9 protein-coding genes are annotated in these 13064 nt (G+C 64.4%); 8 read left to right on the plus strand and 1 reads right to left on the minus strand.

Annotated elements, in window-relative coordinates:
- Positions 1-89: 89 nt before the first annotated feature.
- A complete protein-coding gene (locus RIC54_RS20610) occupies positions 90-1877 on the minus strand; it encodes a type VI secretion system contractile sheath domain-containing protein (RefSeq protein ID WP_350091148.1) in 1788 nt (595 codons plus the stop codon).
- A 272-nt stretch (positions 1878-2149) separates the two neighbouring features.
- Between RIC54_RS20610 and RIC54_RS20615 the strand changes: the two genes are divergently transcribed.
- The 8 genes from RIC54_RS20615 to tssH all read left to right on the plus strand — a co-directional run bounded on the left by RIC54_RS20615 (position 2150) and on the right by tssH (position 12861).
- A complete protein-coding gene (locus RIC54_RS20615) occupies positions 2150-2926 on the plus strand; it encodes a protein kinase family protein (RefSeq protein WP_350091145.1) in 777 nt (258 codons plus the stop codon).
- Positions 2927-3012: 86 nt separating this feature from the next.
- Positions 3013-4770 (plus strand): type VI secretion system protein TssA, encoded by a 1758-nt coding sequence (gene tssA, locus RIC54_RS20620; RefSeq protein ID WP_350091142.1) that lies wholly within the window; start codon positions 3013-3015, stop codon positions 4768-4770.
- Between the two features lie 44 nt (positions 4771-4814).
- Entirely contained in the window at positions 4815-5312 is a 498-nt protein-coding gene (gene tssB / locus RIC54_RS20625; RefSeq protein WP_007672086.1) for a type VI secretion system contractile sheath small subunit, read from the plus strand.
- A gap of 81 nt (positions 5313-5393) precedes the next feature.
- Positions 5394-6878, plus strand: coding sequence for a type VI secretion system contractile sheath large subunit (tssC, locus tag RIC54_RS20630; RefSeq protein ID WP_350091137.1), 1485 nt, complete (start codon positions 5394-5396; stop codon positions 6876-6878).
- Between the two features lie 84 nt (positions 6879-6962).
- Positions 6963-7370: a type VI secretion system baseplate subunit TssE gene (gene tssE / locus RIC54_RS20635; RefSeq protein ID WP_350091134.1), complete on the plus strand. Its 408-nt coding sequence runs from the start codon at positions 6963-6965 to the stop codon at positions 7368-7370.
- Positions 7367-9115: a type VI secretion system baseplate subunit TssF gene (gene tssF, locus RIC54_RS20640; RefSeq protein WP_350091131.1), complete on the plus strand. Its 1749-nt coding sequence runs from the start codon at positions 7367-7369 to the stop codon at positions 9113-9115. Before tssE ends, tssF begins: the two co-directional genes overlap by 4 nt.
- Entirely contained in the window at positions 9079-10080 is a 1002-nt protein-coding gene (gene tssG / locus RIC54_RS20645; RefSeq protein WP_350091128.1) for a type VI secretion system baseplate subunit TssG, read from the plus strand. Before tssF ends, tssG begins: the two co-directional genes overlap by 37 nt.
- Before the next feature lie 42 nt (positions 10081-10122).
- Complete coding sequence (gene tssH, locus RIC54_RS20650) at positions 10123-12861, plus strand: type VI secretion system ATPase TssH (RefSeq protein ID WP_350151384.1); 2739 nt, start codon at positions 10123-10125, stop codon at positions 12859-12861.
- Positions 12862-13064: the final 203 nt, after the last annotated feature.

A 13064-nucleotide genomic window follows, 5' to 3' on the forward strand; every position in this document is an offset into this window, starting at 1 on the left:
GCTCCGACACGAGTCTCTCCGGCAGTGGCGGCGCGGCCGACAGCGAACCTCGCATTACCCGCCACCAGGAGCAATCGTGTTGACGCGGTTCACCCGCCATCATCGTCGCCGGTGATCGGGATGTCGAAATGCATGGACGCACCGGGGGCGACATCGGCGCCGGAGCGGACGACGATCGCCAGAACCGGCTGTCCGTCGTCATCACTGTCCAGCCGGACCTCGGCGCTGGATCCGGGGCCGGTCTCTCCAATCAGTGAGCCGAGATAGGCCTCCACGCGTTCACGCAGGTCGGTCGAGCGACCTGCGCTGAACAGCCGGTCGGCGTTCCACTGCAGGCCGTGGACGACCTGTGATTGGAACAGCACGGTCGGCAGCGCCGTTTCGAAAGCCGATTCCCGATCCCGTGCCTTGCGAACCGACGGCATGCGCAACAGGCGTGCCTGATCGCGCCCGCGTTCGGCGACCAGCGTGATCAGTCCGGCGTTGGCAACGCTGTCGGCCGCGTTGACCGACAGCGCCGGGCGCACCGGCCCTTCCAGATCGTCGACGGTACTGTCCACGATAACCAGGTTGTCGACGATCTGGTCGGTCGTCCGGCCAACGCATGGCCAGCCTCGCTGTGCCGCGGCGGCGGCCAGCAGGGTGGCGACCGCTGGTGCCACGCCTACGTCGAGCGGCTGGCCGATCCTGCGGGCGCCGTTGGCGGGCGACGTCCGTCCGGGAAGGTCGTCATGGGCGTCGCGCAGTGCGATGCGGCTGAGACACAGACCGAGCCAGACAGCGTTCGAGGCGTCGCGCAGTGACCGCCAGGCAGTGAAGCGGTCGTCGGCAAATCGCGTCTCAGGGTCATGCATGGCCGCCAGTGACCCTGACTCGGCTTCACCTGCGAAATCCGATCCGGCGTTGGCGAGGACGACGGCGCGTCTCGAAGCTCCGAAGTCCGCCAGCCGGCGAAGCCGAGCGATGTCGCGGTCGCTGGCGTCATAGTCGTTCAGGTCGACAACCAGGCGGACGGGACCTGCCGCGTCCAGATCGTCTTCCGGAACCGTTGCTTCCAGCGCATCGGCGACCGAGTCGATCTCGGACTCCAGGATATCGATGGTGATCCGGGCCTGCTGATCGATCCGTCGCGCCAGAAAGCGCAGTGCCGTCCATGAGCGCTCAAGGCACCGGAAGTCTGGATGATCGAGCACCGCGGCGATCTGGGCGGTGAGAATCGCCTCGAGGCCCTCCGGTGCGATGCTTGCCGACGGAGTGGGTCGCTTGGAGCCGCGCGAAACTTCGGAGATGAAGCCGCTCAGCGCCCTGCGCGCCGGATCGTCGGGCGTCTCCTGAGTGGTCCCCGGGGACGCCGAGGGACCGTCGACCATGTCGAGCAGGCGGTCGATGGAGTCGTCGCCGGAAGAGTCGGCGCCGTCCCGTCCGGATTGGACTGGCTCGGCCGACGTCGCGGATGCCTGCTCCTGGGCGGCGGGCGCGTCGGTCAGGGCTCGATGCACGGCAGCGAGATCGCGGAACCCATCCACCGTACTGCCAGGTCGGGGCGCGTTCCGGGCGGCAAGCACGCGTTTCAGTTCCGGCACCGCTCTTGCTACAGCAGCGGGCTTGAAGTCGCGGCGGTGCCGGAATGTCAGCTGGATGGACAGCTCGGTGCCGTCGGCTCGCAGAAGGTCGGCAGCCCGAAACGACAGCGCGGGCCCAGTCCTCTCCAGAAGACCGGCGACGCCACTCGCGTCGAGCCGGTGAAATTTGTTCCGTTCCAGGCCGAACCGGCCAACGACCAGGATTCGCAGTGGAAGGGCGCGGAACTGCAGTGGCGCACCGACGCCGGGCCGAGCGGTCTTGCCAGATCCCGGAGGGAGATCGCTGGGATTCATGGCGGAGTCTCCGCTCGGTGTCACGAGGCCTCAGTAAGCCCGGAATATCGGCCCGAAGCAACAGCTTGCCTTCTCGACACCCGACCGCGAATCCCCGACACTATCGGCGTGATCAATCACAGGACAGTCCCGGCGATTGGTATGGAGACCGAGCGTCAGCCGCGCGAGGACGAGCATCCGACGCAACGCACCGGACCAAGGCGGGTATACGGCGGGACCGTGTCTTCCAGTCACTCCGAGCGCGGTCAGCCGGTTGACCGTGGGGTGATCCGTTGGGTCGCCTGATCGGCCAGACGATCGCCGAACGGTATGAGATCGACGCGGTCATCGGCAGACGGCCGTCCGGTGTTGCCTATCGGGCAGTTGATCGATCTTGGCGGGTCGGTGGCGACGGACATCGCACGGTTACGATAACGATCCTGGACGCCGACCTGACCGGGGATCCAGGCGCACCGCATCGTGTCCTCCAGGCCACCGGGCGGGTTCGCGATCTCGCGCATCCGGTGTTCGAGACCGTCTACGAAGTAACGCGGCATGACGATCGAACCTGCGTGGTTGCGGCCCATCGCGGCGGCCGGACGTTGATGAGCCTGCTCGGCAGCGGATCCGATGCGGGGTGGCCGCTGCGCTCGGTGCTGCCGATCGGTCACCGAATAGCCGAGGGCCTGTCGCACGCTCATCGAGCCGGGCTGTTTCACGGCGCGCTGGGGCTGGACACAATAGTCCTGTCCGCGGACGACGCGGTGCTCGTGCTGGAACTGGGCTTGGCGGCCGCGCTGAAGTCCGGTGCGGTGGCCGGAGGACTGCCGGATGCTCGCGGCGACGTGCTTGGGTTGGCGCGTGTCATGACGGCGCTCTTGACCGGTGGATCGGCGTCCCGGGGCACGCGACCAATCCGGCCGCCCGGACTGCGGGACTCGTCCTGGCAGGCGTTGATGCAGGGGCTGGCGGGAGATCCGGTCGATGGCTGGGATAGTCCTGAAGCGTTCATGGTATCCCTGGAAGACCCGGGCTGGTTTGGTCGGCTGGTCGGGCGTCGCGCGCGGTGACACCGGTGTGATGCGGCAAAGTCTTGGTTCGTTCGTGTGCCTGACGCTACCATCAGCCGCTGGAACAGAGTGATCGGGGAGCGGGGATGGCATTGCAGGATCTGCCCAGCGGTGGGCTAGGCCGGGACCCGATCCCCGGTCCTGACCCGGCGGGTGAGAATGTCCGGTACGAGGAGGAGTTTACCCGGCTCGAGGACGAGATCGGCAAGATGCAGAGTGCCGGTCCGGCGGCGGTCGATTGGCCGAGTGTCGTCTCGATGGCGAGCGCGATCCTGGCCGGACGCTCCAAGGATCTCCTGGTCGCCAGTTGGCTGACCGTTGCGTTGAATCGCGAAGAGGGCATGCGGGGACTGGCTGCCGGAATCGACGTGATCCAAGGGATCGTGGAGACTTACTGGGAAGACTGCTTCCCGCCGATCAAGCGAATGCGGGCCAGGGTGGGGGCGATCGAATGGATTGCCGAACGCGCCGGGACAAGCTTGGCCGATGTCACCGCCACATCCGAGAATGCGGAGTTGATCGTCCAGCTTTTCGACGCCGTGGACGGCCTCGACAGAACGTTTTCCGAGAAAGCCGACGGTGTTCAGGCCAATCTTGGCGACCTTCTGCGGCCATTGCGCAACCTGAAACGCGACGCCGACTTCATGATGGCGGAAGTCGCCAAGAAGGCCGCGGCTGCAGCCGAGGCCGAAGCGGCCGCTCAGGCGGCAGCCAGTGCCGAGCCCGCACCGTCGGCGGAGGCAGCGGCACCGGCTGACGGTGGCCCGCCTGCGGCATCGGACGAGCCGGCCGCGTCACCGCCTGCAGCACCAACCCCCGTCGCTCCCGCAACTCCTGCGGCTCCTCCTGCTCCTGCTCCGGTTGCCGCCGCCGCGCCGCCTCCGGTGGCCGCGGTCGCCGTCCCGGCTGCGTCAGGGCCGGAGATGGACCGGGCGATCAATACCCTGCGAAGCAATGTGGTCGCCATGGCCAAGGCGATCAGGTCGGCGAGTCCGGGCGACCCACGATCCTATCAGCTGCTGCGCAGCGTCCTGTGGCTGCCGGTGCAGGCAGCACCGCCGGATCAGGACGGGCGTACCATGCTGCCCGATCCGACCCGCGAACTCGGGCCGGTTCTGGCGACGCTGGCCGACGCCGGCGATCCTCTGAAGCTGCTGGAATTCTGCGAGGGCAACGCCGTCGATCGATTGTTCTGGCTGGATCTGCACCGGCATTCGGCGTCGGCGCTCGGCGCGCTGGGCCACACAGCGGCCCGTGACGCCCTGCAGGGGCAGACGGCGGCGTTTCTGAAGCGGTTCCCCAAAGTGGTTGGATTGGCATTCGATGGCGGGACGGCGTTCGCCGACGCGGCAACCCGCATGTGGATCACCGATGAGTTGATGTCCAGCGGCAGCGCTGGAGGTGCGGGAGCCGGCGACGGCCTGGGAGCTGACTTCGCAGAGATCCGCTCCAATGCTCGAGCGCTCGCTGCCAAAGGAAATCTCGGCGACGCTGCCGTGGTGTTCGAAAACGCTCGAAACCAGGCGGTGGGTGAGCGATCGCGGTTTCTTTGGGACCTTGAGAAAGCCCGGCTGTGCATGGACGCCGGCCGGCCCGATCTGGCGATGTCCCTGTTGATGCATCTGGACAAGTTGTCGTGCAAGTTTAGTCTCGATGTCTGGGACCCGTCCGTCTGTGTGGATCTGACCACGATGCTGCTTCGTGGCAGTTCGCTCGACGTGGGTGGAGAGGTGGACCCCGATTGGGCGACGCTCCGTCGTGAATGGACGACGCGGCTGTCGCGATTGGACATGCGGGCGGCGGTCGAGTTGGGTGAGTTCTCGGCTCAGGCCGGGGCGGAGTAACGTTCGGCCGATCGATCGGCCGACGGGCGTTGAGGAGGGAAGGGATGGCACAAGAAGGATCCGTGGCTCCGAAGGAGCGCGTGAACATCCGCTACAGGCCGGCGACCGGTGACGCAAAGGAAGAAATCGAGCTTCCGATGAAGCACGTGATCCTTGGGGATTTCACGTTGCGCGCCGACGAGACACCGCTTGAAGAGCGTGAGCGGGTCAACGTCAACAAGGACAATTTCAACGATGTGATGCGTGGCATGGACCTCAAGGTCGATGCCAACGTCGCCGACCGGCTGTCCGATGAAGCCGATGCTCAGATGAGCGTTCACCTCAAGTTCGATTCTCTCAAGGATTTCGAGCCGGAGCAGGTCGTCAATCAGGTCCCGGAGTTGCGCAAGCTGCTGGAGCTTCGACAGGCCCTGGTCGCCCTCAAGGGGCCGCTTGGCAACACGCCCGCGTTCCGCAAGGCCATCCAGAGCATCGTCGACGACGAAGGCGCGCGCGCAGCATTGCTCAAGGAGCTCGGGGCCGATGAGGCTGACAAATCCTGACCGGCGTCCATGCCGGTGCCGAGCGGCGCAAGCCGACTGATGTGGCCGGCATAACGGCCGGATACGAACGGAGGGGTGATCGTGTCGTCGACTGATACAGAGAACCAAGGGGCTGCAGCCCAAACGGTTGAGTCCGACTCGCTGCTTGATCAGATCATGCAGGAGACGCGGTATGCGCCGAACCAGGAAGGCTACGATGTCGCCCGACAGGGCGTGGCGGCCTTCATTGCCGAACTGATCAAGCCGAACCAGGGCGCTGCCAAAGTCCAGGCGGGTATGGTCGATCAGATGATCGCGGAGATCGACCGCAAACTGTCGGCGCAGGTCGACGCGATCCTGCACAACGACGACGTCAAGAAGCTGGAAAGCGCGTGGCGCGGGCTGAAGTTCCTCGTCGACCGGACGGACTTCCGTCAGAACATCAAGATTGAACTGCTGAACGTGTCGAAGGATCAGTTGCTCGAGGATTTCGAGGACGCGCCCGAAGTCGTTCAGTCAGGTCTCTACAAGCACATCTATACCGACGAGTATGGCGTGTTCGGCGGCCAGCCGATCGGGGCGATCATCGCCAACTACGAATTCGACGCCGGCTCGCAGGACATCCAGTTGCTGCGCTATGTCTCCAACGTCGGTGCGATGGCTCACGCGCCGATGTTTGCCGCGGCTTCTCCGAAAATGTTCGGGGTCGACCGGCACGAGGATATTGCCGGCCTGAAGGATTTGCAGGCGATCTTCGAAGGTCCGCAGTACGCCAAGTGGAATGCCTTCCGGGAGACCGAAGACTCCCGCTACGTTGGCCTGACCGTGCCGCGCTTCATGCTTCGCGAGCCGTACGGCGAGGATTCCAATCCGATCAAGGCTTTCAATTACAACGAAGAATCGGATGGCGAGACCGACAATTACCTTTGGGGGAACGCGGCCTTCGCGTTCGCGTCGAGGCTGTCCGACAGTTTCGCCAAGTATCGCTGGTGCCCGAACGTGATCGGCCCGCAGAGCGGTGGTGCGGTCGAGAACCTTCCGATGCACAACTACCAGAGCATGGGGCAGAACGAGACCAAGGCACCGACCGAGGTGATGGTTTCCGACCGCCGGGAGTACGAGTTGGCCGAGCAGGGCTTCATTGCGCTGGTCAATCGCAAGGGCGCCAATAACGCGACCTTCTTCTCGGCGAATTCGGTACAGAAGCCGAAGTATTTCGGTAACACCCCGGAGGGCAAGGCGGCCGAGACCAACTACAAGCTTGGCACCCAGCTGCCGTACATGCTCGTGATCAACCGGCTGGCGCATTACATCAAGGTATTGCAGCGCGAGAACATCGGCAGCTGGAAGAACCGCGGCGAACTGGAAAGCGAACTGAACAACTGGATTCGGCAGTACGTCTCGGATCAGGAGAATCCGTCGGCCGAAGTCCGCAGCCGCAGGCCGCTTCGCCGTGCCGACATCAAGGTGGAGGATGTCGAGGGTGAGCCCGGCTGGTACAGCGTCAGCATGGCGGTTCAACCGCACTTCAAGTACATGGGTGCGGACTTCACGCTGTCCCTGAAGGGCAAGCTCGACAAGTCCTGATAGTCACCCCTCCGCGGTCCGGCCTCCGGCGGTTCCGGCAGGCTGGGCCGTGGCGGATCGACCGTTTCGGGAAGGGATGGCGGGATGGCTGAACGGACGCTGCTGCAGCGGCTGATCGACGACGAGGCTCCGGTGGCGGGTCGTCCGTTCGATACCTCCGTGGCGACGCAGTCGATCGTCGACTACCTGCAGATCTTGATGAACACCCGCCAGGGTGCGGTCGGGACCCGCCCGGATTTCGGCCTGCCGGACTTCAACGACATGGCGAGCGAGTTCCCGGCGGCGGTGCCGGCAATCGCACGCGCGATCAAACAGCAGATCGACGCCTTTGAACCACGGCTGCGCAACGTCGTTGTGCGTCACGTGCCGGATCCCGACCGTCCGTTGAATCTTGCGTATCGAATCAAGGCGGAACTCGCGGTCGAGGAGTCCGATGATCCGGTGACCTTCGAGACGGTTTTCGGGAGCGACGGGTCGGTACGAATTCGATGAGCATGAACCGGTACTTCCAGGATGAACTGGCGTATCTCCGCGAGATCGGGGACGAGTTCGCACGGGAAAACCCTCGCCTGGCGCCGTACCTTGCCCGCGAGAGCCGCGACCCTGATGTGGAGCGGTTGTTGGAGGGGTTCGCCTTCCTGACCGGGCGGTTGCGCGAGAAGCTGGACGACGAACTGCCGGAGGTTGCGCATTCACTGATCGAGCTGGTCTGGCCCAACTACCTGCGCCCGGTTCCGGCGATGACCGTCATCGAATTCTCGGTCATTCCCGGGGCGGATGCCGGCGCTCCCGTGGAACGCGGCACCATGGTGGCATCGCGCGAGGTTGGCGGCACCACGTGCCGGTTCCGAACCTCCTACGACGTTCAATGCCTTCCGATGTCTGTCGCGGGGGTCGAGGTCGACTCCACGCCGACGACCAGTCGACTGACCGTCAAACTGCAGCTGCTCGACGGTGTGGATCCCACACAGATCGACGCCGACCGGCTGCGCCTGTTTCTCGATGGGGCCGCCGACGCCAGCATTGCGCGGGACCTGTACCGGGCACTGATGCAGGACGTCCGGTCGATCAGCGTGCTGGGCGGCAACGGAAGCCGGTTTACGCTTGATCCCGATGCCGTCTCACCGGTGGGATTCGATACTGACCACGCGGTCCTGCCTTATCCGCCGAACGCCTTTTCGGGCTTCCGTATCCTCCAGGAGTATTTTGCGTTCCCGGAGAAGTTCATGTTTGTCGACATCCATGTCGGCAACCGATTACGGACGTTGCGAGGCCCGCAGATCGAACTGAAGTTCGAGTTCTCGCGGCCCTTGGATCGCGGCGGCAAGGCCGGCCGCAACACCGTGCGCCTGAACTGCACGCCAGCCGTGAACGTCTTCGAAGACGACGGCGAGCCGGTCAATCTGGATCATCGCAAGTCGGAATACCGGGTGCGCCCGATGGGCGGAAGGGATCGCCAGATCGACGTGTACGGTGTCGAGAAGGTGGTCGGTTGGGTGCGGGGTCGCAACGAGCAGGTGGTCTACAAGCCGTTCGCGTCGTACCGACCGATTGTCGGCAAGGCCGGTGAGGAGGTCTATTATCGGATCCGGCGGCGCGGTGCGGTGGCCTCGCAGACGGTCGATGCCTACATTTCGTTTGTTGATGCCGAGAGCCGGGCCATACCGCTTGCGGCGGAAACGGTCTCGATCGAGCTCACCTGCACAAACGGTCGGGCGCCGGAGGCGTTGGCGGTTGGGGCCATCGACCAACCGACCGCAACCTCGCCAACCTTCGCGACATTCCGCAACCCGATCGGCGTGACCGCCCAGACGCCACCTCCGATCGACCGCAATCTTCTATGGATCCTGATCTCCAACTTGGCGCTGAACTACAGCAGCCTCGCCGATACCCATGCGCTGGGTCGGATCCTGTCCACCTACAACGTCCGTGCGCAGGTTGACGAACAGGAACGTCGGCGCATGGAGTTGTTGTTGGAGGGGATCCAGTCGGTCCGATCCGAGCCGATGGACTGGATGCGCAGCGGCGGCGTGTTGCGCGGCGTGCGGTTTATGCTGAACGTCCAGGAGAGCAAGCTGGGCGGTGCCGCCGAGTTGTTCTTGTTCGGAACGGTGTTCGACCGTTTCCTCGACATGTTCTCGAACATCAACTCAGTGCATCAACTCACCATCCAGGGCGTCGAGAGGAATGTGAGATACCAATGGGGCGTGCGAACCGGGCAGAACCGGATTCTGTAGTCGATGACCTGATTGCCAACAGCTTTCGCTTCGAGTTCTTCCAAGCGGTGACGTTGGCTCGTCTCGCTCTCGGCTCGGTTGACGATGGATCGGCGTCAGGGACCGAATCACGGGTCGGGTTGCGGTTCCGGGCCACGCCGACCATGGGGTTTCCGGCGACTGACATCACCCGCGTCACCCGCTTCGAGGACGAGCAAGGCCGGCCCCGTTTCGAGATCGAAGTTCCGTTCATCGGCTTGTACGGGCCATCCAGCCCATTGCCCGCGTTCGTTACCGAGCATGTCATCGCGCGTGATCGCGACAGTGCCACGCTGCGCGATTTCCTGGACCTGTTCAATCATCGCGTCATCGAGATCGTCTACCAGATCTGGCGCAAGTATCGCCACGCCGCTACGTATCGGTCGGGCGCCACCGATCCGATTTCGGGGTATGTGATCGCGCTGATGGGGATGCTGGGCCTGCGTTCGGCCGACAGTCCCCTGTCGCTGGAGTCGCTGCTGCCGTTCGCGGGCCCGCTGGCTCTTGCCGGCCGCTCCGCGATGCTGCTGGAGACGCTGGTATCGCACCAGTTCAACGGCGTGCGAACCCGGGTCGAAGAGTTCGTTCCGCGCCGGGCGACTGTGGACGAGGCTCAGAAATGCCGTCTTGGGGTTGCAAACTCCACGCTCGACGATGACTGGGTGCTCGGGGACCGGGTTCCGGACATCATGGGAAAGTTTCGCCTGTGGATCGGGCCAATGAGCATTGGCGAGTACCGCGGCTTTCTGCCTGGTCAGCCGAGCCGCCGGCGACTGGCATCGCTGGTGGAAGCAACCATCCGTTCCCGCCTGGAATACGAGATCGTCCTGATCGTGCGCGAAGACGACGTGTCACCGTGGAAGCTCGGAAGGCCGATGACGCTTGGATATGACGGCTGGCTGGCCGGAGGCGAACAGGTCGAGAATGTGATCCGTTCCGCAGCTTAGGCTCGGTATCGGCGTCGAACGAATGAAGAGGGAGGGAGAGCCATGATTTCCGTCGAGCTGAAGCCGCTGCTGGGTCGGCTGAATCCATACACCAAGAAGGCGCTCGAAGCGGCGGCCGGCCTGTGTGTGTCCCGGACTAACTACGAGGTCACGGTCGAGCACGTGCTGCTGACCATGGTCGACGACACCGAGCGCGACTTCCAGCTCATCCTGCGGCACTCGGGCATCGAACCGGCCCACCTCAAGCGTGAACTGCAGCGCGAGGTTGAGGGCCGAAAGACCGGCAACACCGGACGGCCGGTGTTCTCGCCGGTGCTGATCGAATGGATCTCCTCGGCATGGCTGCTGGGCTCGGTCGAACTCGGTCTCGGCCAGATCCGCTCCGGTCTGCTGATCGTTGCCTTGTTGGCCGATCGGTCACGGTTCGGCGGCGGTCGCTACATGGATCTTCTGGATGACGTCAACGTCGACGAACTTCGGCGCAAGCTGCTGGATATCGTCGATGGCTCCAAGGAAGAGTCCGCGGCGATGGGCCTGCAAAAGCCGACGCCCGGCGGCGACGGCAAGCCGGGCGCTGCGGCCGGTATCAGCGAAGACAGCGCGATTGGCCGGTTCTGCATCAATGTCACCGAGCAGGCGCGATCGGGCAAGATCGACCCGGTGTTCGCCCGCGATCGCGAAATGCGGCTGATCGTCGACATTCTCGGTCGGCGGAGAAAGAACAACCCGATCGCGGTTGGCGAACCGGGCGTCGGCAAGTCCGCGATCGTCGAAGGACTGGCTCTGAAAATCGTCGAGGGCGACGTGCCGGAGTTCATGCAGAACGTCGAACTGCTGAGCCTGGACCTCGGCCTGCTGCAGGCGGGCGCCGGCGTGAAGTGCGAGTTCGAGAACCGGCTGAGCGGCGTGATCGACGAGGTCAAGGCGTCGCCCAAGCCGATCGTGTTGTTCATCGACGAGGCGCACACCCTCATCGGGGCTGGCGGCACGGCTGGCGGCAGCGACGCGGCCAACCTGCTGAAACCGGCGCTGGCGCGGGGTGAACTGCGCACCATCGCGGCAACCACGTGGTCGGAATACAAGAAGTACTTCGAGAAGGATCCGGCGCTGACCCGGCGTTTCCAATTGGTGAAGCTTGACGAGCCATCTCCGGATGACGCCGTCACCATCATGCGCGGCATCCGCGGGATCTATGAAGGTGCACACGGCGTCTACATCCGTGACGATGCGGTCAGCGCCGCTGCACACCTGTCGGCGCGCTACATCTCCGGGCGGCAGTTGCCTGACAAATCGGTCGACGTTCTCGACACGGCTTCCGCACGGGTGAAGTTGAGCCAGAGCGCCAAGCCGGCGGTGGTCGACGATGCTGAGCGCCGGATCGCGACGCTCAAGCGCGAACTCGAAGCGGTCGAGCGGGACCTGGCGTCGGACAATCTGGGGTCAGACGACCGGGTGGCCGAACTCAACGAACAGATCGCCAAGGTCGAGGCTGAGTTGGTCACGCTCGGCGAGCGCTGGAGCAAGGAGCGCGCCTTGGTCGACCGGGTGCTGGCGCTGCGCGCGGCACTGCACGCAAAACCGGCATCGGACGGCCAGGAACCGGTCGCGGATGCCGGCTCCGATGATGAAGCTTCGGGGGAAGAGCCGGCGCCGGTGGCCGCAACGCCGGCCGTCGATATCCCGAGCGATCCGGAGGAGATCCGGCGTCAGATCGACGCAACCCGGGCCGAACTGGCCACCCTGCAGGGCTATGACCCGCTGGTGCATTACGAAGTCACGTCCGACTCGGTGGCCCAGGTGATCGCCGATTGGACCGGGGTTCCGCTTGGCAGCATGGTTCGTGACGAGGCGAAGAACGCGCTTGGCTTTGCGGAGAGCATGAAGGTCCGGATCAAGGGACAGGACGATGCCATTGCGGTGATCGACCAGGGTATCCGGGCGGCAAAGGCCGGGCTGAACAATCCGAATGCACCGATGGGCGTCTTCCTGTTCGTCGGGTCATCCGGCGTCGGCAAGACCGAGACCGCGACGGCGGTTGCCGATCAGATGTTCGGCGGCGAGCGCTTCATGATCTCGATCAACATGTCGGAGTTCCAGGAGAAGCACACGGTGTCCCGGCTGGTCGGCTCGCCTCCGGGCTATGTCGGCTATGGCGAGGGTGGCGTGCTGACCGAGGCGGTCCGTCAACGGCCGTATTCGGTGGTGCTGCTCGATGAGGTCGAGAAGGCCGACCTGGAGGTCATGAACCTGTTCTACCAGGTGTTCGACAAGGGCACTCTGTCGGACGGCGAGGGCCGGGAGATCGACTTCAAGAACACCATCGTGTTCCTGACCAGCAACCTCGCGACCGACATCATCACCGAACTCGGGATGCGCGATCCCAAGCCGTCGGTCGAGGAACTGACCGAGGCGATCCGCCCGCAGCTCAGCCATCACTTCAAGCCGGCTCTGCTGGCCCGCATGCAGATCGTGCCGTTCTTCCCGCTGAAGGCCGAGGCGCTGGGTGGCATCGTGCGCTTGAAACTCAACAAGGTCGGGGACCGCCTGCGCAGCAGCCAGAAAATGCGGTTCGAATACACCGACGCGGTGGTGGAGCAGATCACGCAGCGCTGCACCGAGGTTGAGACCGGCGCCCGCAACATCGACCACATCATCAACCGGACCCTGCTGCCGGAGATATCCACCGAGATCCTGCAGCGGCTGGGTGACGAGCAGGAGGCATCGGCGCTCAAGGTCGGCATCGCCGAGGGCGGCAGCTTCACCTACGATTTCGAGGCCTAGGGATCAGGTCGGCCTGGGCCGGTTGTCGGTTAGAGCAGTTTCTCAGCTGACGGAATCGTAGAGGATTCCCGCGGGGGTAGGTTTGTGATTCAAGATACAGGCTGGTGAAGGAGGCCAGCCTGTATGACGCGACCTCTTTCGATGGATATCCGCAGCCGGCTGGTCAGAGCAGTTGCTGACGGCATGACGCGGCGCTCGGCAGC

It is taken from the genome of Thalassobaculum sp. (assembly GCF_040219215.1).
Taxonomy (GTDB): domain Bacteria; phylum Pseudomonadota; class Alphaproteobacteria; order Thalassobaculales; family Thalassobaculaceae; genus Thalassobaculum_A.